Raw genomic sequence first — 22,949 nt, 5'->3', positions numbered from 1 at the left:
TCCTGATGCCCGCGCCGGGCCGGGACCGCTTCTCCCCCGGGGACGCGCCGGGCGTCGCCGTGGTCGGCGGGGGCATCGCCGGGCTGGCCGCGGCGACCCTGCTCGCCGAGCGGGGCGCCCGGGTCACCCTGTACGAGCAGGGCCCGACGCTGGGCGGCCGCCTGGCCGGCTGGGGCACCCGCCTCGCCGACGGCTCCGAGGCCACCATGAGCCGCGGCTTCCACGCCTTCTTCCGCCAGTACTACAACCTGCGGGGGCTGTTGCGGCGCACCGATCCGGGACTCGACCGTCTCCGGCCGCTGCCCGACTACCCGCTGCGGCACAGCGGCGGGCTGACGGACAGCTTCGCCCGCGTGCCGCGCACCCCGCCGTTCAGCGCCCTCGGCTTCGTCGCCCTCAGCCCCACCTTCGGCTGGCGCGACCTGGCGTCGATGGACGCCCGGGCCGCGCTGCCGCTGCTCGACGTCCGGGTGCCCGAGGTCTACGAGCGTTTCGACGGCATGAGCGCGACGGCCTTCCTGGAGAGCGTCCGCTTCCCCGAGGCCGCGCACCACCTGGCGTTCGAGGTGTTCTCCCGCAGTTTCTTCGCCGACCCGCGTGAGCTGTCGGCGGCCGAGCTGCTGCTGATGTTCCACATCTACTTCCTCGGCTCCTCCGAGGGCCTGCTCTTCGACGTGCCCGCCGAGCCCTTCCCGCAGGCGCTGTGGGAACCGCTCGGCGACTACCTGCGCGGCCTGGGGGCCCGCGTCCGCACCGGCACGGCGGTGCGGGAGGTGCGGCCGGTCGACGGCGGCGGGGTCCAGGTGCTGGCCGGGGACGCGACCGAGCGGCACGAGGCCGCCGTGCTGGCCCTCGACCCCGGGGCGCTGCGCACGCTGGTCGACGCCTCCCCGGACCTGGGCACCCCCGCCTGGCGGGACGACGTGGCCGCGCTGCGGACCGCTCCGCCCTTCCTGGTCTCCCGGCTCTGGCTGGACCGGCCGGTGCGCGCCGACCGGCCCGGCTTCCTCGGCACCAGCGGCTACGACGGCCTGGACAACATCAGCGTCCTGGAACGCTACGAGGGCGAGGCGGCCCGCTGGGCGGCCCGGACCGGCGGCTCGGTGGTGGAGCTGCACGCCTACGCCGTCCCGCCCGGCGCGGACCGGGAGGAGACGCAGGACCGGCTGCTCGCCGCCCTGCACCGCGTCTACCCGGAGACGGCCGGCGCCCGCGCGGTGGACGTCCGGCACGAGTGGCGGGCCGACTGCCCGTTCTTCCCGGTCGGCTCCTACCAGCGGCGGCCCGCCGTCCGCACGCCCGATCCCCGGGTGACGCTGGCCGGTGACGCGATCCGCTGCGACCTGCCGGTGGCGCTGATGGAACGCGCCGCGACCACCGGGTTCCTGGCGGCGGGCGCGCTGCTCGCCGACTGGGGCGTGCGCGGGCAGGTCCTGTGGACGGTCCCCCGCGCGGGCCGCTCCCCCGCACTGCGGGCGCTGGGCGCCCTGGCCGCCCGCTGACGACCGCGCCGCCCCCGCCCGGACACCGGGCGGGGGCGGGGAACGGAACACCGGGACACCGGGACACCGGGGACCGGGGGACCGGGGGACCCGCTCAGCCCGGGAAGCGTCCCGTGCTGCGCAGCTCCCAGCGGCGTTCGGCGTAGGCGAGGTCGTCGCGCCACAGGCGGCCGGCGGTCCGCCGCATCAGCGGGCGCAGCACCGGCGCGGCGGCCCGGGCCAGGGCGAAGCCGCGCCGGTCCGAGGCGGCGACGACCGCCTCGACGACGACGGTCCGCGGCCGGGGGTCGTCGGGGGCGGTCAGTGGGGTGGCGTGGGTCTCCACCACCGAGGTGCTGCCCTCCCCCTCGGTGATGTGCATGACGACCGTGCGCGGCTCGGGGGCGGTGAACTCGGCACGGACCGGCACCACCAGACGGTCGGTCACCCGGAAGGAGACGTCGACGACGAAGGCGTCGTCGTCCTCCCCCAGGGGCGGCCGGGCGACGGTCAGGTCGACGAACGAGTAGGGGTGGAACCAGGAGCCGTGCCAGGGGTCGAGCCGGTTGGCGACCACGTCCTCGGGCTCGCACCGCCCGACCCCCGTGTACACGGAGTCCACCCCGGCGCCCTCGGCTGGCCGCGCCGGGACGACCGGACGCTCCGTCGGCTCCTCGCCGCCGGCCCGGTCGAGCCTCACCCACACCAGCACGCCGTCGTCGTGCACCGGGTATGGCTCCCACCCGGCGGTCGGGCCGCCCTTGAGGGCCAGGCCGTGCCAGTGGCACACGAGGGTCCCGCACACCACCCGGCTGTCCCGCAGCGGTGCGCCCAGGTGCGGGCACACGCCCGGGCCGGCCCGCAGTTCGCCGTCCTCCGCCCGCCAGAGCACCACCTCCACCCCGGCGACGGTCCGGCCGTACGGGCGGTCCCCGGCGCGCACGCCGCGGGAGGAGCCGACGACGTACCAGTTGCCGGAGGGGCGGGCCGAGGCCCGCTTCAGCGCCTCGGCGATCAGGCCGGGGCGCGCGTCGCGCCAGGTCGGCGTCTGGGACGCCCAGTCCGACCGGCGGCGGCGCCGCAGGGGGGACGTCCAGCCGTCGCGTTCCGCTCGGTCGCTCAACTCACGGGTCCTTTCACGGGGCGTTCGGCCGCGGGGCTTCCGGCCGGGCTCACAACGGGGAGCGCCGCGTCACGCGGGCGACGGCCGGCGCGGGCGCGGGCCCGCGCGCCGACGATGCCCGCGATCCCGGCGGCCGCGGTGGCGGCGCGCCGCCCGGCGGACACCACGGCGCGGCGGTGCAGCACCCGGTACTCCTGTGCGGCGATGACGTCGAGGATGCCGCCGTAGAGGACGAACGCGGCGCGGACGCAGGGCCGGGTGAGCGGGTCGAGGAGCGCGATGCCGGGTTCCGCCGCGCGGTACACCTTCCTGGTCAGCTCCTCCGCGGCGACCATGGCGGCCCGGATCCGCGGGTCGGTGCGGCCGGTGCGGCGGCTCCACTCCAGCAGCGGCCGGTCCACGCCGTGGGAGGCGAGCAGGTCGGCCGGCAGGTAGATCCGGCCGCGGTCCAGGTCCTCGCCGACGTCCCGCAGGAAGTTGGTGAGCTGGAACGCCTCGCCGAGGGCGGCCGCGTACGGCGCGGCCTCCTCGCGGGGCCCGACCGTGCCGAGCACGGGCAGCACCTGAAGGCCGATCACCGCGGCCGACCCGTGCATGTAGGCCCGCAGGTCGCCGTAGGTGGGGTAGTCGGTGACGTGCAGGTCGCTGCGCATCGAGGCGAGGAAGTCGGCGAACAGGCCGTGGTCGATGTCGTACCGTTCGGCGGTGTCGGTGACCGCCTTGACCACCGGGTCGTCCCCCTCTCCGGTGCGCAGCGCCCGCGCCAGGTCGTCCTCGAGGCGGCGCAGCGCCCGGTCGCGGTCCTCGCCCGTCGCGCCGGCGCCGAGGTCGTCCACCAGGTCGTCGGCCCGCCGGGCGAAGCCGTACAGCGCGTGCACGGCCGGCCGGCGCTCGACCGGGAGGAGGCGGGTGGCCAGGAAGTAGGTCCTGCCGTGCCGGGCGTTGAGCGTGCGGCAGCGGGTGTAGGCGTCGCGCAGCGCGGGATCGGTGATTCGCGCCGCGTCCAGTTCACGGCGCGTCATGGACACCTGCCGGGGTCGGCGGGACGGCTCGGCCGCCGCGCGGTGCGGAGGGGATGTGCACGGAGGTCCTGCGGACGGTCGGGCCGGTGACCCGGGCGGCGGCGAGCTTGCCGCTGATGAGGACGGTGGGCACGCCGACGCCGGGGGTGGTGCCGCAGCCGGCGAGCACCACGTTCTCCGCCCCGCGCACCAGGTTGCGGGGCCGGAACGGGCCGGTCTGCGCGAAGGTGTGGGACACCGAGAAGGGGCTGCCGTCCGCGTGTCCCTGCGCCGCCCAGTCCAGCGGCGTCACCAGCATCTCCTCCTGGACGCTGCCGGCGAACCCGTCGAGTCCGCGGCGCTCGAGTTCGGCGACCAGGCTGTCCCGGTAGCGGGGGCCCAGGGTGTGCCAGGCGGCCGCGGAGGGGCCGACGGCGGTGTTCGGACAGGGTGCCAGGACGTAGTGGAGGTGCCGGCCGGGCGGGGCCAGCCCGGGGTCGTGCGTGGTGGGCCGGGTGATGAGCAGGGAGGGGTCGCTCATCAGCCGTCCGGAGCGGGTGAGTTCCTCGAAGGTGTCCTCCCAGGCGTGGCCGAAGGACAGGGTGTGGTGGGCGAGCTGGTCCCAGGTGCGGTCCGTCCCGGCGTGCAGGACGACGGCGGACGGCGAGTGCCGCAGCCGCACCGGGCGCCGCGGGGCGCGTCCCAGCAGGTCGTGCGCCGCGGGGAGTTCGCAGGTCAGCACGACGGCGTCGCAGGCGATCCGCTCGCCGGAGGCCAGCCGCACCGCGCGGACCCGGCCGGACGCGCGTTCCAGCTCGGTGACCTCCGAGGACCAGCGCAGCTCGGCGCCCGCCTTCCGCGCCGCGTCCGCCATCCCGCGGGGCAGCGCGTGCATGCCGCCCTTGGGGAACCAGACGCCGGCCACGGTGTCCATGTAGGCGATCACCGCGTAGGCGGCGAGGGCCCGGGCGGGCGCGACTCCCGCGTACAGGGCCTGGAAGGAGAAGACGCGGCGCAGCCGGGGGTCGTCGATGAACCGGCCGATGCGGCGGTCCAGGCGCCCGAAGCCGCCGAGGGCGGCGAGGCGGGCGAGGTCCGGGTGGAGCAGCTGGAACGGCGAGTCGAAGTTGGTGTCGATGAAGCGCCGCATCTGGGCCCGGTAGAGCCGCTCCAGCCAGTCCCGCAGCCTGCGGTAGCCGTCCGCCTCGGCCGGTCCGGCGAACCGCCTGACCTCGTCCTCCATGGCCGCGCCGTCGGTGTGCACGTCGAGCGCGCTGCCGTCGGCGAAGCTCGCCCGGTAGGCCGGGTGCAGGGGCGTCAGCTCGACGTGGTGGCGCAGGCTGTCGCCCACCGCGGCGAAGGCCTCGTCGGCCAGGTGCGGCATGGTCAGCACGGTGGGGCCGGTGTCGATCTCGTACCCGCCGAGGCGGGCCCGGCCGGCCCGGCCGCCGGGGCCGTCCTCGCGTTCGACGAGGGTGACCCGGCGGCCCGCGCCGAGCAGGTGCAGGGCGCAGGCGAGGCCGGACAGGCCGGCGCCCACCACGACGACGTGGTCCGTGGGACCCGGTACCGTCCTCACGCGTCCTCCCCGGTGACGTCGGCGTGGTCGAGGGAGACGCCCGCGGCCCGCTCGACCAGGGCGGCGAACTCCCGCCGGACGGCGGGGTGGGCGCCCGTGCTCCCGAAGTGCCGCAGGGCGTCCTCGGCCAGCTCCCCGATCCGCGACTCGACGGCCTTGCGCGCCCCGGTGCGGGTCAGCGCGGCCCGCATCCGCCGCAGGTCCTGCTCGGTGCCGGCCGGCGCGCCGACGGCGAGCGCCGCGGCGGCCTCGGTGTCGCCGGTGGCCTCGGCGAGGCGGACGCCGGCGGCGAGCAGGCAGGTGAGCTTGCGGGTGCGCAGGTCGTCGTCGGCGGGCTTGCCGGTGAGGGCGGGGTCGCCGAACGCGCCGAGCAGGTCGTCGCGGAGCTGGAACGCCAGTCCCGCGCTGCGGCCCGCGCGGCGCAGCGCCTCCGTGGCGTCCGCCTCCGCCCCGGCCAGGGTGGCGCCGAGGGCGAGGGGGCGCTCGACGGTGTACAGGGCGCTCTTGAGGGTGGCGACGGTCATCGCCTCGTCCATCCCGGACGCCCCGGTGGCCTGCGCGTGTAGGTCGCGGTACTGGCCGGCCACCATCTCGCCGCGCATGGCCCGCCATTCGCGCAGCAGCCGGCGGCCGTGCGGGGAGCCGAGGGCGGTCTCCGTCATCAGGTCGTCCGCCCAGGCGAGGGCGAGGTCCCCGGCGAGCACGGCGGCGGACAGGGCGAAGGCCGCGCCGGAGCCCCCGGAGCCGCGGGCGGCCTTCGTGGCGCGGTGCAGTTCGGCGAACTCCACGTGCAGGGCCGGGGCGCCGCGGCGCAGCGCGGAGCCGTCCATCACGTCGTCGTGGACCAGCGCGCACGCCTGGAGCAGTTCCAGGGCAGCGCCGGTGCGCAGGACGGGCGTCGGGTCACCGGTGCCGCCGGCCGCCTGCCAGCCGCACCAGGCGAACGCGGCGCGCATCCGGCGACCGCCGCGCCGGACGAACGCGGCGAGACGGTCGGCGACGTCGCGCGCGTACACGGGGTCCGTGTCGCGGGCGCGGGCCAGCGCGTCGTCGAGCACGTCCGCGAGTTCCGCCTCGACCGCCCGGACGGCCTCGCCGGCCGTGGGCGGACCTCCGGGCGGCCTGGCCGGTTCGGCCACCGCGAGCCGCAGTCCCAGCATGCGCAACCCCTCTTCACTCTCGGTCACCTGCATACCTGTGCTTCGGCCGAGGGATGGTGAATGGATGCGCTGATTCCTTCCCGCTCCGGACCCTTCCGGCGGGCCAGGTCACCCCACCGGCCCTACAGGCGCGCCCGAACGGTCCGCGGGAGGCGTAGCGGGCGGGGGCGCTCCCCGGACGAGGACGCACGACGGCCCCGCGCGGCGGTGACGCCGGGCGGGGCCGAGGAGGTACGGGCCGAGGAGAAAAGGCCGCGGTGAGGAGCGGGTCAGCGGAGGCCGGTGCGACGGCGGAGGGCGGCCTGGATCAGCCGGTCCACCAGCTCGGGGTAGGACACCCCGGTCTCCTCCCACATGCGCGGATACATGGAGATGGGCGTGAAGCCCGGCATCGTGTTGATCTCGTTGATCACGAACTCCCCGTCCTCGGTGAGGAAGAAGTCCGCCCGCACCAGCCCTTCGCAGGACGCCGCGTCGAAGGCCTCGACCGCCAGCCGCTGGATCTCGGCCGTCTCCTCGGGCGTGAGCGGCGCCGGCACGACGCCCGCCGCGGAGTCGATGTACTTGGCCTCGAAGTCGTAGAAGGAGTGGCTCTGCGCGGGCGGGATCTCCGCGGGGACGCTGGCCCGCGGCCCGTCCGCGAACTCCAGGACGCCGCACTCGATCTCGCGCCCCACCACCGCCGCCTCGACGATGATCTTGGGGTCGTGGAACTGGGCCTCGGCGATCGCGTCGTCCAGCCCGGACAGGTCGTCGACCTTGGTGATGCCGATGGACGAGCCCGCCCGCGCCGGCTTCACGAACAGCGGCCAGCCGTGGTCGCCCGCGAGGTCCACGATCTTCTTGCGGGCCGCGGCCTGGTCCTGCTCCCACTCGCGCGGGCGGATCACCACGTACGGGCCGACCTTCAGGCCGAAGGAGGTGAAGACCCGCTTCATGTACTCCTTGTCCTGGCCGACGGCGGAGGCGAGGACGCCCGCGCCGACGTACGGGATGCCGGAGAGCTCGAGCAGTCCCTGCAGCGTGCCGTCCTCCCCGTAGGGGCCGTGCAGGACGGGGAAGACCACGTCGACCTCGCCCAGCGTCTTGGAGACCGACCCGGGTTCGCTGTAGACGACCTCGCGGCTGGAGGGGTCGACGGGGAGCACCACGCCGCCCTCGGTCGACTCGGCGAGCTCGTCCACGCCGGGCAGGGTGCGTTCGGCGATCGCCATGCGGTCCGGCTCGTCGGCGGTCAGGGCCCAGCGCCCCTCCCGGGTGATGCCGATCGGCAGGACGTCGTACTTCGTCCGGTCGATCGCGCGCAGCACGGCGCCGGCGGTCACCACGGAGATGCCGTGCTCGGAGCTGCGGCCGCCGAAGACGACGGCGACGCGCGGCTTGCGCTGCGGTTCCTCGGCGGTCCGCTCAGGGCTCTGGGGGAGGTTCTGAGTGCTCATAACGGATTGAGCGTACCCGCTGCTCTCGCACACGTCGGCGAACGCGCTCGGGCACACGGTCGATTCGCCCGGTCTGCCCCGCGCCGGGCGGCGTCGGGGCCGGGGCGGGGTCACGGCAGGGCTGCCGCGGGGCGGGACGGCGGTGGTCCGGCCGCGCACCGGGCGCCGGCCGGACCCTCCCGGACCCTCGTGGACGACGGGGTCAGCGCCGTTCCGGCTTGGGGTCGCGCCCCATCAGCTCCTTGAGCGCGACCGCCGGCGGCTTCCCCTCGTGGACGATCTCCACGACCATCTCGGTGATCGGCATGTCCACCCCGTGCCGGTGGGCGAGGTCGCGCACCGACTCGCAGGACTTGACGCCCTCGGCCGTCTGCCGGGTGACCGCGATGGTCTCCTCCAGCGTCATCCCCTTGCCGAGGTTGGTGCCGAAGGTGTGGTTGCGCGACAGCGGCGAGGAGCAGGTGGCGACCAGGTCGCCGAGGCCGGCCAGGCCGGCGAAGGTCAGCGGGTCGGCGCCCATCGCGAGCCCGAGCCGGGTGGTCTCGGCGAGACCCCGGGTGATCAGTGAGCCCTTGGCGTTGTCGCCCAGGCCCATGCCGTCGGCGATGCCGACCGCGAGGCCGATGACGTTCTTCACCGCGCCGCCCAGTTCGCAGCCCACCACGTCCGTGTTGGTGTAGGGCCGGAAGTAAGGGGTGTGGCAGGCGGCCTGCAGGCGGCGGGCGACCGGCTCCTCGGCGCAGGCCACCACCGCGGTGGTGGGCAGCCGGGAGGCCACCTCGCGGGCCAGGTTGGGCCCGGTGACGACGGCGACGCGCTCGGGGCCGACCTTCGCGACCTCGGCGACCACCTCGCTCATCCGCATCGCGGAGCCCAGTTCGACGCCCTTCATCAGGGAGACCAGCACCGTGCCGGGGGCGAGCAGCGGCGTCCAGGCGGCCAGGTTGCCGCGCAGGGTCTGGGAGGGGACCGACAGGACGGTGAAGTGCGCGTCGCGGGCGGCCTCGGCGGGGTCGGCGGTGGCCCGGATCCCCGCGGGCAGTTCGACGCCGGGCAGGTAGTCGGCGTTCACCCGGGTGGAGTTGATGGCCTCGGCCACCTCGGGGCGGCGCGCCCAGAGGGTCACCTCGCAGCCCGCGTCGGCGAGCACGACGGCGAAGGCGGTGCCCCAGGAGCCGGCGCCGAAGACGGCCGCCCGGACGGGTTCGCCCGGGCGGGCCTCGCTGCCGACGGAGTCGTTCGCGGCGGGGTCGGTCACTTGCCGTTCCCCTCCCCCGCCGCGGCGGCGGACCCGGTCGTCCGCTCGGCGGCTTGGCGGGCGGCGGCCTGACGGCGCTGCTCGAGGCGGACCTCGCGGGGGTCGTAGCGGCGGGCGGGCGCCTTCTCGCCGCGGAGCTGCTCCAGCTCGCGGGTGATGGCGTCCATGATCGACTCGGTGCACTCCTTGAGGAGTTCCGGCGTCATCTCACGGTCGTGGAAGCGGGAGAGGTCGACGGGCGGACCGGCCGCCACGCGGGCCGTCTTGCGCGGGAGGAGGCTGGGCTTCTTGCTGTAGGGCGGCAGCAGTTCGTTGGCGCCCCACTGGGCGACCGGGATCACCGGGCACTTGGTGCTCAGCGCGACCCGGGCGGCGCCCGTCTTGCCGGTCATCGGCCAGACGCCGGGGTCGCGGGTGAGGGTGCCCTCGGGGTAGAAGGCCACGCACTCGCCGCGGTTCACCGCGTCGATCGCGGCGCGGAAGGCGCTGAGCGCGTCGGTGGACTCCCGGTAGACGGGGATCTGGCCGGTGCCGCGCATGACGGTGCCGACGAACCCCTTCTTGAACAGCCCGCTCTTGGCGAGGAAGCGCGGCAGGCGGCCGGTGTTGTACTGGTAGTGCGCGTACACGAGCGGGTCCACGTGCGAAATGTGGTTCACGACCGTGATGAAGCCGCCCTCGGCCGGAATGTTCTCCATTCCTCGCCAGTCCCGCTTCAGCAGAAGCACCAGCGGCGGTTTGGCGATGACCGCTGCGAAGCGGTACCAGAAGCCGATTCTGCGGCGAGGCACGCGCACACCTTCCTCTTGGGCCCGTCCGGCCGTACGGGGCCAGGGCCTGGTTCTTCGGTTCGTCGGCCGTGAGTCGCACAAGTGTGGCCCCGGGCCGACCGTCTGTCGAGAACACCGTACGCCCCGTCCGGCGACGGCCGTCGTCCTGTCGCGGGACCCACGGGGGGACAATGTGGGCGACAAGAGAGGTACGAACGCACGTGCACTGGACCCTGGTCATCCCCCTGAAGCCCCTCGCGCGGGCCAAGAGCAGGCTGTCGGACGCCGCCCCGGACGTCCTGCGGCCGGGGCTCGCGCTGGCGTTCGCGCAGGACACGGTGGCCGCGGCGCTGGCCTGCGGCGCGGTAAGGGATGTGGCAGTAGTCACGGACGACCCGCTGGCCGCGCGCGAACTGGGCGGCCTGGGCGCACGGGTCGTACCGGAGGCCACGGCGGGCGGCGGGCTGAACGCCGCGCTGGCCCACGGCGCCTCGGTGGTCCGCCGGCGGCGGCCCGGGGCGGGGGTCGCGGCGCTGAACGCCGATCTCCCGGCACTGCGGCCGGTGGAATTGGCCCGTGTCCTGGACGCGGCGGCGGAATTCCCGCGCGCCTTTCTGGCGGACGCGGCGGGAATCGGGACGACTTTGCTGACGGCGTCGTCCGGCGTCGAATTGCGCCCGGAATTCGGACCGGATTCCCGGGCCCGGCACGCCGCCTCGGGCGCCGCCGAGCTGCTGGTGCCGGACGTGGAGTCGGTCCGCCAGGACGTGGACACCGGCGCCGACCTGCGCGCCGCCTTGGCCCTGGGCGTGGGACCGCGCACGGCGGCCGCGGCCGCGCGTCTGCTGCCGGCCGGGCCCTGAGGCGCGAACGGCGGCCGTCGCGTCGCGCGGGAACGCCTGGCCCGCAACGCCTCGCGGGAACCCCTCGCCGCGAAACGTCTCGCCGGGGGCGCCGGGCGGTTACGCCTCGCGGGAGCGCCGGGCTGGTACGCCTCGCGGGAACGCCGGGCGCCGATCCGCCCCGCCGGTACGCTGACCGCATGCAGGCCACCGCTTACACCTTCGACCCGGACACCCGCACCGGACAGGTGCTCCTCGACGACGGCACGCCGGTCCCCTTCGACGCCGCCGCCTTCGACGCGGGCGGCCTCCTGCTGCTGCGCTCCGGGCAGCGGGTGCGCCTGGAGGTCGGCGACCGGCCGGCGGCGGACGGCACGCCGCACATCACCCTGATCACGCTCCAGACCTTCTGACCTTCTGAGGTCCGCGGGCCCCGGGCCCGCACGCTCCCGGCCGGGGGACGCACGCCCCCTGAACGCGCCGCAGGCCGGAACTCCAGGAGGAGTCCGGCCCGGCGCGCGAGCTGCCCCAGGGGCGCGTGGCGGTCCTACTTGCCGCCGCGCGAGGTCGTCTTCTTGGCGGTGGTCTTGCGCGCCGTGGACTTCTTGGCGGGCGCCTTCTTCGCGGTGGTCTTCTTCGCCGGCGCCGAGGTGCTCTTCTTGGCGGCGGCGGACGTCTTCTTGGCCGTCGCGGTGGTCTTCGCCGGGGTGGTCTTCTTGGCGGCGGCGGAGGTCTTCTTCGCCGTCGCCGACGTGCTCTTCTTCGCCGCGGCGGTGGTCTTCTTGGCGACGGCCGTGGTCTTCTTCGCGGCCGTCGTCCTGGCGGCGGAGGCCTTCTTCGCGGCGGTGGTCTTCTTGGCCGCGGCCTTCTTCACGGTGGCGGAGGCGCCACCGGTGAGGCTGCCCTTGGGGGCCTTCTTCACCGCGACGTCGTTCTTCGGAAGCTTCTTGGAGCCGCTGACCAGGTCCTTGAAGCCCTGACCTGCGCGGAAGCGCGGCACGGAGGTCTTCTTCACCCGCACCCGCTCCCCCGTCTGGGGATTGCGGGCGTAGCGCGCCGGACGGTCGACCTTCTCGAAGGAACCGAACCCGGTGACCGACACCCGGTCCCCGGCGACGACCGCGCGGACGATGGCGTCCAGGACCGCGTCCACCGCGTCGGCGGCCTGCTGACGGCCACCGACCTTGTCGGCAATCGCTTCTACGAGCTGCGCCTTGTTCACGTCTTCCCCTTCGGAGACATTGCCAGAACGTATCCGTTCAAGCGTTTTCGCACGTTAGGCAGATATATACCGCAAATCAAACACGAAACGGGCTAATCACCCTTGTGCCGCAACGGACTCGACCGCCCCGGAGTGCTCAGAGACCCTCGGCGGGGAATCGCCCCTGCGCGAGATCGTCCGTGAACCGCTCCAGCCGCTTCGTCGCGTCACCGAGATCGTGTTTGGCAGCCGCCGTGATGATCAGCAGCTTCCGGGTCAGCGCCACCCGTACGCCCTCCGGGACTTGCAGTGCGCGCACTCTTGTGTGCGCTTCCTTGAGTCGGTCCGCGACTGCCGCATAGAGCGCGAGTTGGCCGTCGTGTTCCATGCACAGATTGTGCCATCTAGGGCGAGTTGTCGCCTGCGCGGGGGGCAACTGCTCCCTCGACGGGCCCGTCGAGGGCACCGTCCGAAAGCAGCGCCAGAGCTCGGGTACCCGCACAACACCGCAGCTAAAACACGGAGTTGGGAACGAATCGGACACCGTCAACCTGGCTCCGCCGACCGGCGCGCAGGTACCCCCGTTCGTGGCGGCGGGGCCTCGCGGGGCCCTCGCGCGGTGGCCGAAAAAGGCCCCCGGATCCGACCGGTCAGGTCGGTTCCGGGGGCCTCGACGGCTCCGGGCGCTACGCCCGGGCGTTGCTCAGGCGACGCTCACGCGGCGCGCGTCCTGGGCTTGTGGGCGGGTCGTTCGGCTTCGTAGGCGGAGATGTCCGCCTCGTTGCTCAGGGTGATGGAGATGTCGTCGAGGCCGTTCAGCAGCCTCCAGCGGGAGTTCTCGTCCAGCTCGAAGGGCGCGGTGACGCCCTCGGCGCGCACCTCGCGGGCCTCGAGGTCGACGGTGATCTCGGCGGTCGGGTCCTTCTCCACCAGCTCCCACAGCGCGTCCACCACGGACTGCTCCAGCACCACCGTGAGCAGGCCGTTCTTCAGCGAGTTGCCGCGGAAGATGTCGGCGAACCGCGAGGAGATCACGGCCTTGAAGCCGTAGTTCTGCAGCGCCCAGACGGCGTGCTCACGGGAGGAGCCGGTGCCGAAGTCGGGGCCGGCCACCAGGACGGTGGCGCCGTCGCGCTCGGGGCGGTTGAGGACGAACTCCGGGTCCTTGCGCCAGGCCTCGAAGAGCCCGTCCTCGAACCCGTCCCGGGTCACCTTCTTGAGCCAGTGCGCGGGGATGATCTGGTCGGTGTCGACGTTGCTGCGGCGCAGCGGGACGGCCCGGCCGGTGTGAACGGTGAAAGCTTCCATGTCTCGGTTCCTCGGTTCCTCGGTGCCGGATCGCTCAGACGCCGGCGGGGGCGGGCGCGTCGGACAGGTCGGCCGGGGAGGCGAGCCGGCCCAGGACGGCGGTGGCGGCGGCCACCGGCGGCGAGACCAGGTGGGTGCGACCGCCCTTGCCCTGACGCCCCTCGAAGTTGCGGTTGGACGTGGACGCGGAGCGCTCGCCGGGGGCGAGCTGGTCCGGGTTCATGCCCAGGCACATCGAGCAGCCCGCGTGACGCCACTCGGCGCCGGCCTCCTTGAAGACCACGTCGAGGCCCTCGGACACGGCCTGCAGGCCCACCCGCGCGGAGCCGGGGACGACCAGCATCCGCACGCCGTCGGCGACCTTGCGGCCCTTGATGATCTCGGCGACCGAACGCAGGTCCTCGATGCGGCCGTTGGTGCAGGAACCGACGAAGACGGTGTCGACCGCCACCTCGCGCAGCGGGGTGCCGGCCTCCAGGCCCATGTACTCCAGGGCCTTCTCGGCGGCGAAGCGCTCGGAGGGGTCCTCGAAGGAGGCGGGGTCCGGGACCGTCGCCGAAAGCGGCGCGCCCTGGCCGGGGTTGGTGCCCCAGGTGACGAACGGGGCGAGCTCGGCGGCGTCGATGACGACCTCGGCGTCGAACACCGCGTCGTCGTCGCTGCGCAGGGTCCGCCAGTACTCCACCGCGGCGTCCCAGTCGGCCCCCTCGGGGGCGTGCGGGCGGCCCTTGAGGTAGGCGAAGGTCGTCTCGTCGGGGGCGATCATGCCCGCCCGGGCGCCGGCCTCGATGGACATGTTGCAGATCGTCATCCGCGCCTCCATCGAGAGCTTCTCGATGGCGCTGCCGCGGTACTCCAGGATGTAGCCCTGGCCGCCGCCGGTGCCGATCTTGGTGATCACGGCGAGGATCAGGTCCTTGGCGGTGACGCCGTCGGGCAGCTCACCGTCCACCGTGATCGCCATCGTCCTCGGACGGGCCAGGGGCAGCGTCTGGGTGGCCAGCACGTGCTCGACCTGCGAGGTGCCGATGCCGAAGGCCAGCGCGCCGAAGGCGCCGTGGGTGGAGGTGTGCGAGTCGCCGCAGACCACCGTGGTGCCGGGCTGGGTGAGTCCGAGCTGCGGTCCCACCACGTGGACGACGCCCTGCTCGATGTCGCCCAGCGAGTGCAGCCGGACGCCGAACTCGGCGCAGTTCTTGCGCAGGGTCTCCAGCTGGGCGCGGGAGACCGGGTCGGCGATCGGCTTGTCGATGTCGATCGTCGGGGTGTTGTGGTCCTCGGTGGCGATGGTGAGGTCGAGGCGGCGCACGGTGCGGCCGCTCTTGCGGAGGCCGTCGAAGGCCTGGGGGCTGGTCACCTCGTGGAGCAGGTGCAGATCGATGTAGAGGAGGTCGGGCTCGCCCTCGGCGCGCCGGACGACATGGTCGTCCCAGACCTTCTCCGCCAGTGTCCTACCCATCGCTTTCCCTTCGGCGAGGACCACGTCGGCCCCGCACTTCGTGAGACTCAGGTGGCGGCCGACCGAAGCAGCGACCACGACGCCATGCGTCCAGAGTGGCGGCTCCCACGCGAAAGTGAACTTGCGTTTCACAGAGTGAGACGCGAGTATCGTTGCATGGACAACAGCAGCGGCGTCGGCGTTCTGGACAAGGCGGCCCTTGTGCTGAGCGCTCTCGAGTCCGGTCCGGCCACCCTCGCGGGTCTGGTCGCGGCGACCGGACTGGCAAGGCCTACGGCACATCGACTGGCCGTGGCCCTGGAGCATCACCGCATGGTGGCGCGCGACATGCAGGGCCGTTTCATTCTCGGGCCGCGCCTGGCCGAGCTGGCCGCGGCGGCCGGCGAGGACCGGCTCCTGGCCACCGCCGGCCCGGTGCTCACGCACCTGCGCGACGTCACCGGCGAGAGCGCCCAGCTCTATCGCCGGCAGGGCGACATGCGGATCTGCGTCGCCGCCGCCGAGCGTCTGTCCGGACTGCGGGACACCGTGCCCGTGGGGTCGACGCTGACCATGAAGGCCGGTTCGTCGGCGCAGATCCTGATGGCCTGGGAGGAGCCCGAGCGGCTCCACCGGGGCCTCCAGGGCGCCCGGTTCACCGCGACCGCGCTCTCCGGCGTGCGGCGCCGCGGCTGGGCCCAGTCCATCGGCGAGCGCGAGCCGGGCGTGGCCTCGGTCTCCGCCCCGGTGCGCGGTCCGTCGAACCGGGTGGTGGCGGCGGTGTCCGTCTCCGGCCCGATCGAGCGCCTCACCCGGCATCCCGGCCGGATGCACGCGCAGGCCGTCATAGACGCGGCCTCACGGCTCTCCGAGGCGCTGCGGCGCTCCAGTTGACCCCTGCCGGCCCGTGCCCGCCTCCCCGCGGGCACGGGCCGTCCTCGACCTCCACGCACCCGCCACCACACACGAAAACTTGTCGTCGCACACACGAGGAAGGGCCCCGTTCATCGAACGGGACCCTTCCTCTTCCGTACCCCCGACCGGATTCGAACCGGCGCTACCGCCTTGAGAGGGCGGCGTGCTAGGCCGCTACACAACGGGGGCGAGGATCGTACGTTTCCGCAGATCCGAGCTGGTCTACCTGGACTCGAACCAAGACTAACTGAACCAGAATCAGTCGTGCTGCCAATTACACCATAGACCAATGCATGGCTGACCAATGCGTGGTTAGACCAGCTTGTACCCCCGACCGGATTCGAACCGGCGCTACCGCCTTGAGAGGGCGGCGTGCTAGGCCGCTACACAACGGGGGCCTATTGTCGATCCTCCGAAGAGAACCAGTACCCCCGACCGGATTCGAACCGGCGCTACCGCCTTGAGAGGGCGGCGTGCTAGGCCGCTACACAACGGGGGCGTTGCAGATGAGCTCTGCGAGCTGGCCTACCTGGACTCGAACCAAGACTAACTGAACCAGAATCAGTCGTGCTGCCAATTACACCATAGGCCACTGGAACGCAAGCCCCCCGAGCGGGAGGCCCTTGTTCTAGTTGTGCGCTTCCGGTTCCGGGCTCCTGCCCGTTCCCTCGGCGCAGGAAGAACATTACCCGAAGGTTGACCGTGCTCCAAAACGGGATTCCGCGCCCGACCACCCCGGCGCCCCCAGCACCTCGGGCAGCTCCGCCAGCGACCGGATGCGACGCCAGGCGCGCTGCCCCTCCTCCCCGGGCGGCTCCTCCCCGTGGCGGTCGATCCAGACGGAGAGCAGGCCGGCCTCGGCCGCGCCCCGCCCGTCGATCTCCGGGTGGTCGCCCACGTAGGCGACCTGCCCCGGCGGCAGCCCGAGGGCGTCGCAGGCCGCGTGGAAGGCGCCGGCCTCCGGCTTCGAGACGCCCAGCTCCGCCGCGCAGAGCACGGCCTCGAAGCGGTCGAGCACGCCCAGCGTCCGCAGCTTGCGCTCCTGCACCAGGAGGCTGGAGTTGGAGAGCACCGCGTGGCGGTGGCTGGGGACCAGGGCCTCCAGGGCCGGGAGGAAGTCCGGGAAGAGCGCCCAGGACGCCTCGTAGTGGGCGAAGTACCGCTCGAACCAGGCGTCGGCCGCGGCGTCGTCCAGGTCGTCGCAGCCGGTGAAGGTCCGCACCCTGTCGCGCCGGTGCTCCTCGAAGGTGACCTCGCGGGCGGCGAAACGCCCCCAGTGCAGCTCGGTCACCTCCCGCCAGCGGGCGAGGGCGTGGTCGGGCCCGTCGAACCCGGACAGCAGGCCCTCGGCGGCGAGATGGGCGGCGATCCCCTCGCGGCCCGCCGTGCGGTAGTCGAAGAGGGTGTCGTCCACGTCCCACAGAACGGCCCTGACGGTCATGGTCCGACGGTACGCCCGGCGAGCGGCCCGTGTCCTCCGTTCGGCCCGGCGGGCCCGCCGGGCGGGAGCCAGGCGACATGCCCTCCGCCCAGCTCGGCGGGCCGCCAGCCGCCCGCGAACCCGGGCGGACGGCGGCCGCCCACGGTGATCACGGCGAGCGGCCGGGTGTGTCCGAGCCGTAGCAGTCCCGCCACCGTGATGCTGCCGTCGTGGCCGCCGACCGGCTGCCGCGAGGAGCAACCGGTGTAGTAGGCGACCGGCACGAACTGGTCCCCGGCGACCACGCACGGCGGCCGCACCCCGAGCCGGCGCAGTTCCGCGGCGACGGCGGTCAGCTCCCGGTGCTGCGCCCGGCTGCGCTCGGTCACCTCGGCGGCCACCGCCAGCTGGACGGCGAGGTGACCGGCGAGGACCACCGCGAGCCCTCCGCCGAGCGCGAGGCGGCGGCCGCCACGGGTCCGCCCCACGGCCCGCACGGCGGCCACCAGCGCCTCGGCGACCGGGACGGCCAGCAGGGCGTAGGCGGGCAGCAGGAAGCGCGGGGCCGCGTAGTCGATGGTGAACAGGTACGTGACGGCGAGGGACGAGGCGACGACGGCGGCGAGGAGGGACGCCGGCTGCCGTCCGGCCCGTCGGGCGACGAGCACCCCGGCGACGGTGACCGGGGGCAGCAGGAACCACCAGGCGGCGGTCCACCGGTGGTTCCAGGGACCGACGCAGGGGCGGCACAGGGTGCGTCCGACCAGGGAGCGGATCTGGTCGTCGACCGCGAAGCGCAGGCCCATGCCGCCCTGGATCTCGCCCGCGCGGGCGAGCCGGGCCAGGAGGCCGCCGTAGGACGCGTACGCCTCGATCACCCAGGGCAGCGCCCCCAGGGCCAGGCCGCCGGCCAGCAGGAGGGGCAGGAGCCGCCGGTGGCGCCAGGCGGGGACGACGAGCGCGGCGGCGCACAGCGGCAGGGCGAGCCAGAAGCCGTCGGCGGGGCGCATCAGGGCGACGAAGGCGACGGCCGCGGCCGCGCACCAGGGGGCCCGGCGGTCCGTGGCCCGGCCGGGTCGGCGGCGCGCCGCGCGCAGGAACCAGCCGGTGGCGGCGAGGACGCCGAGGGCGCACCAGAGGTTGGGCATGGCGCGGGGGCCGTAGAAGAGGGAGATCCACAGGCCCGCGAAGAACAGCCCGGCGACGCCGAGCACCGGGGGTGGGAGCAGGGTGCGCCAGACCCGCAGGGCGAGCAGGAGTCCGAGTCCGGCGAGCAGGGCCAGGTAGACGCGCAGCGCCGCCGGGGAGGCGGCGGAGTCGGTGAGGGCGGCGACCGGGGCGCTCAGCCAGCTGACGCCCCGCGCGCGGGGGGCGGAGAAGAAGGCGGCGGGGGTGTCGCCCTCGACCTGGGTGACGTAGACGATCTCGTCCCAGCCGAGGCCGGTGCCGGGCACCAGGACGAGCTGGGCCGCGGTGAAGGCGGCGGCGGCCGCCGCCGGCCACAGGAGTGCGGGGCGCGCGTCCACGAGGTGAGGCATGGGGCCACCTTGCGGGCGGACGGCCGTGCCGCCGGTACGGCGCGGGGGCGGCGTCCCGCAGGAGGGGGACAGGGTGTAGCCCGTGTGCCCCCGGGAGGGTCGGCCACGCGTGTCCCCCGCCCCGTCCGGGGCGGGGGACTTCCGCAGCCCACCGGCGTCACGCGCTCTTGATCGCGGAGATGTCGAAGCGGAGCTTGATCTTGTCCGAGACCAGCACGCCGCCGGTCTCCAGCGCGGCGTTCCAGGAGACGCCCCAGTCGGAGCGCAGGATCTCGCCGCGGCCCTCGAAGCCGACGCGCTCGTTGCCGAACGGGTCCTTGGCGGCGCCCTGGAACTCCAGGTCGATCGTGACCTCCTTGGTGACGCCCAGGAGGCTGAGGTCGCCGGTGACCCGGTAGTCGTCGCCGCCCACGGCCTCGACCGCGGTGGAGCGGAAGGTCATGGTCGGGAACTCGTCGGTCTTGAAGAAGTCCGCGCTCCTGAGGTGACCGTCGCGGTCCGCGGAACCGGTGTCGATGCTGTTCACGACGATGTCCAGCGAGGCGGTGGACTTCGACGGGTCGGAGCCGTCCAGGTGCAGGCTGCCGGTGAACTCCCGGAACTGACCCTTGACGTTGGTGACCATGGCGTGACGGGCGACGAAGCCCAGCGTGGTGTGCGACGGGTCGACGGTGTAGTCGCCGGTCAGGGCGGCGAGGTCCGGGCTGACCGGGGCGGTCGCGGCGGCGTCGTTGCTGCGGTTGAAGAGACCCATGACGTGCTCCTTGGAACGTGGGCGGATACGGGCGGAACGGAACAGGACCGCTGTCGGTTGAAGATTCAACAACTCCCGACGACCACGAAGGTAGCGCGGTTCTGTTGAATATTCAACCGTCCCGTTCGGGGTTCTGTTCCTGAAGATCTCTGCCGCGTCCAGGAGGCGCCCACGGGAGACTTCCTGCAGGCATCACCCGCTCGGCCCTGCCCGCGCGACCCCGCCACCCCTCACCCGGACGGCGTAGCCCCTTTGTCGCACCTCCACAACGGCACGGGCGGTACGGCAGGAGGAATGCCTGCACCGTTGGGGTCTTCTGTCCGGTAGCGCCAGGAAATCGCGCCGGACACTGTACGGAGTCGACGGTCCGGTCCGTCCGTCCCCCTTCGTATGGTCGCTACATGACCGTTGTGGAAGAGGCACTGGACGAGCCCACGGAGGACCTGACCGAGCCGGCCGACGCCCGAGGGCGCGTGGCGGAGCTGCACGAGATCCGGGCGCGCGCACTGGCCGGACCGAGCGACAAGGCCACCGAGGCTCAGCACGCCAAGGGCAAGCTGACCGCACGGGAGCGCATCGAGCTGCTGCTGGACCAGGGGTCCTTCCAGGAGGTCGAGCAGCTGCGCCGGCACCGGGCCACCGGGTTCGGCCTGGAGCACAAGAAGCCCTACACGGACGGCGTGATCACCGGCTGGGGCACGGTCGAGGGCCGGACCGTCTTCGTGTACGCCCACGACTTCCGCATCTTCGGCGGCGCGCTGGGCGAGGCCCACGCCACCAAGATCCACAAGATCATGGACATGGCCATCGCGGCCGGGGCTCCCCTGGTGTCGCTCAACGACGGCGCCGGCGCCCGGATCCAGGAGGGCGTCTCCGCCCTGGCCGGCTACGGCGGCATCTTCCAGCGCAACACCAGGGCCTCCGGCGTCATCCCGCAGATCAGCGTGATGCTCGGCCCGTGCGCGGGCGGCGCGGCCTACAGCCCCGCTCTCACCGACTTCGTCTTCATGGTCCGCGAGACCTCGCAGATGTTCATCACCGGTCCGGACGTGGTCAAGGCCGTGACCGGCGAGGAGATCACCCAGAACGGCCTCGGCGGCGCGGACGTGCACGCGGAGACCTCGGGCGTCTGCCACTTCGCGTACGACGACGAGGAGACCTGCATCGCCGAGGTGCGGTACCTGCTGTCGATGCTCCCGCAGAACAACCGGGAGAACCCGCCGCGGCTGCCCTCCGGCGACGCGGTCGGACGGCGCTCGGACGTGCTTCTCGACCTGGTCCCCGCCGACGGCAACCGCCCGTACGACATGACCAAGGTCATCGAGGAGATCGTCGACGACGGCGACTACCTCGAGGTGCACGAGCGCTGGGCGCGGAACATCGTCTGCGCGCTCGGCCGGGTCGACGGCCAGGTCGTCGGTATCGTCGCCAACCAGCCGCAGGTGCTGGCGGGCGTGCTGGACATCGAGGCCAGCGAGAAGGCCGCGCGGTTCGTCCAGATGTGCGACGCCTTCAACATCCCGATCCTGACCTTCCTGGACGTCCCCGGCTTCCTGCCGGGCGTCGACCAGGAGCACGGCGGCATCATCCGCCACGGCGCCAAGCTGCTGTACGCGTACTGCAACGCCACGGTGCCGCGGATCTCGCTGATCCTGCGCAAGGCGTACGGCGGCGCGTACATCGTCATGGACTCGCAGTCCATCGGCGCGGATCTCACCTTCGCCTGGCCGACCAACGAGATCGCGGTGATGGGCGCCGAGGGCGCCGCCAACGTGATCTTCCGCCGGCAGATCGCGGGCGCCGAGGACCCGGAGGCCATGCGGACCCGCATGGTCAAGGAGTACAAGTCCGAGCTGATGCACCCGTACTACGCGGCGGAACGGGGACTCGTCGACGATGTGATCGACCCCGCCGAGACCCGCGAGGTGCTGGCGCGGTCGCTGGAGATGCTGCGGAACAAGCACGCGGACCTGCCGTCGCGCAAGCACGGCAACCCGCCGCAGTGACGGATCCCGCCGTTCCCTCCTCCCTCTCCCCCGAACCTCTCAACCAGGAGTGCATGTGATGACCGCCGGTGTCGACATCCGCGTCGAGAAGGGTCACGCCGACCCCGAGGAGCTCGCGGCGCTCACGGCGATCCTGCTGGCCCGGGCGACCTCCGCGGCGTCCGCCGGGCCCGTCGCCCGCGGCGGCTCGGTGCGGGCCGGCTGGCGCCGTCTGGAGCGCGAGCCGGGCTTCCGGATGCCCCACAGCTGGCGCTGACCCGCCACACGCCACACGCGCCGCGGCCCGTCCTCCCCCCGTGGGAGGGCGGGCCGCGGCGCGTGCGGGCAACGGCGCGGGTGCGGTGCGCGACGGACGGGCCCGCGGTGGTGCACAGGGCCGGCGCGCGGGTGCACGGGGGACCGGGAAGGGTCGCCGGGCCCGTCGGGGCCCTGGAACGCCGCATCCGGCGGCGCCGTGTGCGGCGCCGCCGGATGCGGGGCGGTTCGTCGGCCGGTGCCGTCGCGTCGTGCGGACGGCTTCCGGAGCGGGTCTACCGGAGGCGGGCCATCAGGGCGTGCTCGACGAGCGTGATGAGGGCCGACTTGGCGTCCGCCCGGTGCCGCGCGTCGGTGGTGATGATCGGGGTGTCCGGCCCGATCTGCAGCGCCTCCCGCACCTCCTCCGGCTGGTACGGCTGGTGGCCGTCGAAGCCGTTGAGGGCGATGACGAAGGGCAGGCCCGAGTTCTCGAAGTAGTCGACCGCCGGGAAGCAGTCGGCGAGACGCCGGGTGTCCACCAGGACCACCGCGCCGATGGCGCCGCGGACCAGGTCGTCCCACATGAACCAGAACCGGTCCTGCCCGGGTGTGCCGAACAGGTACAGGATCAGGTCCTGGTCCAGGGTGATGCGACCGAAGTCCATGGCGACCGTGGTGGTCTTCTTGTCCCCGGTGTGGGTGAGGTCGTCGATGCCCGCCGAAGCGGACGTCATCACGGCCTCCGTGCGCAGCGGGTTGATCTCCGAGACCGCGCCGACGAACGTGGTCTTGCCCACGCCGAAGCCGCCCGCCACCACGATCTTCGCTGAGGTGGTGGAGCGGGAAGGACCACCGTCAGAGCTTGCGAAGTCCACTGAGCACCCTTTCGAGCAGTGTCACGTCTGGCTGGCCGCCGGCGCTCTCGTCGCCGCCGGGCTGATGGATGGCGACCAGGCCCGCCTCCGCCAAGTCGGCGACGAGGATCCTGGCCACGCCGAGAGGGAGCTGGAGCAGGGCCGAGACCTCGGCGACCGACTTGATCTCCCGGCAGAGGTTGCAGATCCGCTGATGCTCGGGCAGCTGCCCCTGCATCTGGTGCGGCTGCGCGGTGGTGTGCACCAGCGCCTCGATGGCGAGCTGGTAGCGGGGCCTGGTACGGCCGCCCGTCATGGCGTACGGACGCACCAGGGGGTTCTTGGCCGCCTGTGAGGCGCCGCCGGCGGGCGAGGGCTCGTGAGCCCTCCGCTGCGGAGCCACAGGACGGTCGTACGGCGCAGCCGGCTGCCCGTAAGGGGAATGCTGCCCCGGACCCTGCGGGTTCTGGGGAGCGTACGGCTGCTGGTGCGTGTGGCTTGCAGCGGAGGAGAAGTCGTACGACTGCTCGCCGTGCTGCCCGTTCTGGCCCTGGTCGTACGACCAGCCGCCCTGGTTCGGACCGCCTGGGGGTGTTGCCACTCTCTCTCCTCCTCCAACTGTGCC

The 22,949-nt window shown here is 73.5% G+C and carries 22 protein-coding genes and 5 tRNA genes; 6 read left to right on the top strand and 21 right to left on the bottom strand.

Annotation, left to right across the window (positions count from 1 at the left end; genetic code table 11):
* The first annotated feature begins 5 nt into the window (after positions 1–5).
* Positions 6–1,502 carry an FAD-dependent oxidoreductase gene (locus ABT026_RS04465; protein ID WP_351112199.1) on the top strand — a complete coding sequence of 499 codons (1,497 nt, stop codon included), beginning with the start codon at positions 6–8 and terminating at the stop codon, positions 1,500–1,502.
* 94 nt (positions 1,503–1,596) lie between these two features.
* Here ABT026_RS04465 and ABT026_RS04460 read toward each other — a convergent pair whose 3' ends face one another.
* The 7 genes from ABT026_RS04460 to ABT026_RS04430 form a co-directional block, all read right to left on the bottom strand.
* Complete coding sequence (locus ABT026_RS04460; RefSeq protein ID WP_351112039.1) at positions 1,597–2,604, bottom strand: Rieske (2Fe-2S) protein; 1,008 nt, start codon at positions 2,602–2,604, stop codon at positions 1,597–1,599.
* Positions 2,601–3,626, bottom strand: a complete 1,026-nt coding sequence (locus ABT026_RS04455) for a phytoene/squalene synthase family protein (protein WP_351112037.1) — start codon at positions 3,624–3,626, stop codon at positions 2,601–2,603. The genes ABT026_RS04460 and ABT026_RS04455 overlap by 4 nt, the downstream gene beginning before the upstream one ends.
* A complete protein-coding gene (locus ABT026_RS04450; RefSeq protein ID WP_351112035.1) occupies positions 3,613–5,184 on the bottom strand; it encodes a phytoene desaturase in 1,572 nt (523 codons plus the stop codon). Before ABT026_RS04450 ends, ABT026_RS04455 begins: the two co-directional genes overlap by 14 nt.
* Complete coding sequence (locus ABT026_RS04445) at positions 5,181–6,344, bottom strand: polyprenyl synthetase family protein (protein WP_351112197.1); 1,164 nt, start codon at positions 6,342–6,344, stop codon at positions 5,181–5,183. Before ABT026_RS04445 ends, ABT026_RS04450 begins: the two co-directional genes overlap by 4 nt.
* Before the next feature lie 269 nt (positions 6,345–6,613).
* Complete coding sequence (locus ABT026_RS04440) at positions 6,614–7,783, bottom strand: D-alanine--D-alanine ligase family protein (protein WP_351112033.1); 1,170 nt, start codon at positions 7,781–7,783, stop codon at positions 6,614–6,616.
* Positions 7,784–7,985: 202 nt separating this feature from the next.
* Positions 7,986–9,041, bottom strand: a complete 1,056-nt coding sequence (locus tag ABT026_RS04435) for an NAD(P)H-dependent glycerol-3-phosphate dehydrogenase (RefSeq protein ID WP_351112032.1) — start codon at positions 9,039–9,041, stop codon at positions 7,986–7,988.
* Positions 9,038–9,832 (bottom strand): lysophospholipid acyltransferase family protein, encoded by a 795-nt coding sequence (locus tag ABT026_RS04430; RefSeq protein ID WP_351112030.1) that lies wholly within the window; start codon positions 9,830–9,832, stop codon positions 9,038–9,040. The genes ABT026_RS04435 and ABT026_RS04430 overlap by 4 nt, the downstream gene beginning before the upstream one ends.
* 200 nt (positions 9,833–10,032) lie before the next feature.
* On the opposite strand from ABT026_RS04430, the gene cofC reads away from it, so the two are divergent.
* Together cofC and ABT026_RS04420 are read left to right on the top strand one after the other, a co-directional pair.
* Complete coding sequence (gene cofC, locus ABT026_RS04425) at positions 10,033–10,674, top strand: 2-phospho-L-lactate guanylyltransferase (protein ID WP_351112028.1); 642 nt, start codon at positions 10,033–10,035, stop codon at positions 10,672–10,674.
* Positions 10,675–10,853: 179 nt separating this feature from the next.
* On the top strand, positions 10,854–11,066 hold the full coding sequence (locus ABT026_RS04420; protein WP_351112026.1) for a hypothetical protein: 213 nt from the start codon (positions 10,854–10,856) through the stop codon (positions 11,064–11,066).
* A 134-nt stretch (positions 11,067–11,200) separates the two neighbouring features.
* Here ABT026_RS04420 and ABT026_RS04415 read toward each other — a convergent pair whose 3' ends face one another.
* The 4 genes from ABT026_RS04415 to leuC form a co-directional block, all read right to left on the bottom strand.
* The gene (locus tag ABT026_RS04415; RefSeq protein ID WP_351112024.1) at positions 11,201–11,875 is read right to left on the bottom strand and encodes an HU family DNA-binding protein; all 675 of its coding nucleotides are present in this window, start codon (positions 11,873–11,875) and stop codon (positions 11,201–11,203) included.
* Between the two features lie 136 nt (positions 11,876–12,011).
* Complete coding sequence (locus ABT026_RS04410; protein ID WP_351112022.1) at positions 12,012–12,242, bottom strand: SCO5555 family protein; 231 nt, start codon at positions 12,240–12,242, stop codon at positions 12,012–12,014.
* Between the two features lie 326 nt (positions 12,243–12,568).
* Positions 12,569–13,162, bottom strand: coding sequence for a 3-isopropylmalate dehydratase small subunit (leuD, locus tag ABT026_RS04405; protein ID WP_351112020.1), 594 nt, complete (start codon positions 13,160–13,162; stop codon positions 12,569–12,571).
* A 34-nt stretch (positions 13,163–13,196) separates the two neighbouring features.
* Positions 13,197–14,621 carry a 3-isopropylmalate dehydratase large subunit gene (leuC, locus tag ABT026_RS04400; RefSeq protein ID WP_351112018.1) on the bottom strand — a complete coding sequence of 475 codons (1,425 nt, stop codon included), beginning with the start codon at positions 14,619–14,621 and terminating at the stop codon, positions 13,197–13,199.
* Positions 14,622–14,777: 156 nt separating this feature from the next.
* Between leuC and ndgR the strand changes: the two genes are divergently transcribed.
* On the top strand, positions 14,778–15,494 hold the full coding sequence (gene ndgR / locus ABT026_RS04395; RefSeq protein ID WP_108954235.1) for an IclR family transcriptional regulator NdgR: 717 nt from the start codon (positions 14,778–14,780) through the stop codon (positions 15,492–15,494).
* A 137-nt stretch (positions 15,495–15,631) separates the two neighbouring features.
* Here the strand turns inward: ndgR and ABT026_RS04390 are convergent.
* The 8 genes from ABT026_RS04390 to ABT026_RS04355 all read right to left on the bottom strand — a co-directional run bounded on the left by ABT026_RS04390 (position 15,632) and on the right by ABT026_RS04355 (position 19,227).
* Positions 15,632–15,704, bottom strand: a tRNA-Glu gene (locus tag ABT026_RS04390).
* Positions 15,705–15,732: 28 nt separating this feature from the next.
* Positions 15,733–15,804 (bottom strand) — tRNA-Gln (locus ABT026_RS04385).
* A gap of 36 nt (positions 15,805–15,840) precedes the next feature.
* Positions 15,841–15,913: transfer RNA gene (locus ABT026_RS04380), tRNA-Glu, on the bottom strand.
* Between the two features lie 28 nt (positions 15,914–15,941).
* Positions 15,942–16,014: transfer RNA gene (locus ABT026_RS04375), tRNA-Glu, on the bottom strand.
* 21 nt (positions 16,015–16,035) lie between these two features.
* Positions 16,036–16,107: transfer RNA gene (locus tag ABT026_RS04370), tRNA-Gln, on the bottom strand.
* A 93-nt stretch (positions 16,108–16,200) separates the two neighbouring features.
* Positions 16,201–16,956 carry an HAD family hydrolase gene (locus ABT026_RS04365; protein ID WP_351112016.1) on the bottom strand — a complete coding sequence of 252 codons (756 nt, stop codon included), beginning with the start codon at positions 16,954–16,956 and terminating at the stop codon, positions 16,201–16,203.
* Positions 16,953–18,473, bottom strand: coding sequence for a hypothetical protein (locus ABT026_RS04360; RefSeq protein WP_351112014.1), 1,521 nt, complete (start codon positions 18,471–18,473; stop codon positions 16,953–16,955). Before ABT026_RS04360 ends, ABT026_RS04365 begins: the two co-directional genes overlap by 4 nt.
* Positions 18,474–18,630: 157 nt before the next feature.
* Entirely contained in the window at positions 18,631–19,227 is a 597-nt protein-coding gene (locus ABT026_RS04355) for a YceI family protein (RefSeq protein WP_351112012.1), read from the bottom strand.
* Between the two features lie 473 nt (positions 19,228–19,700).
* Between ABT026_RS04355 and ABT026_RS04350 the strand changes: the two genes are divergently transcribed.
* Positions 19,701–21,233 carry an acyl-CoA carboxylase subunit beta gene (locus ABT026_RS04350; RefSeq protein ID WP_351112195.1) on the top strand — a complete coding sequence of 511 codons (1,533 nt, stop codon included), beginning with the start codon at positions 19,701–19,703 and terminating at the stop codon, positions 21,231–21,233.
* 58 nt (positions 21,234–21,291) lie between these two features.
* Entirely contained in the window at positions 21,292–21,489 is a 198-nt protein-coding gene (locus ABT026_RS04345) for an acyl-CoA carboxylase epsilon subunit (protein WP_351112010.1), read from the top strand.
* A 274-nt stretch (positions 21,490–21,763) separates the two neighbouring features.
* Here ABT026_RS04345 and ABT026_RS04340 read toward each other — a convergent pair whose 3' ends face one another.
* A complete protein-coding gene (locus ABT026_RS04340) occupies positions 21,764–22,345 on the bottom strand; it encodes a GTP-binding protein (protein ID WP_108954241.1) in 582 nt (193 codons plus the stop codon).
* Complete coding sequence (locus tag ABT026_RS04335) at positions 22,326–22,925, bottom strand: DUF742 domain-containing protein (RefSeq protein WP_351112008.1); 600 nt, start codon at positions 22,923–22,925, stop codon at positions 22,326–22,328. The genes ABT026_RS04340 and ABT026_RS04335 overlap by 20 nt, the downstream gene beginning before the upstream one ends.
* Positions 22,926–22,949 lie beyond the last annotated feature (24 nt).

This window comes from Streptomyces sp. NPDC002734, assembly GCF_040295685.1.
Lineage (GTDB): Bacteria > Actinomycetota > Actinomycetes > Streptomycetales > Streptomycetaceae > Streptomyces.
The sequence above is the reverse complement of the archived record's forward strand: the minus strand, read 5'-3'. Positions and strand labels throughout refer to the sequence as shown.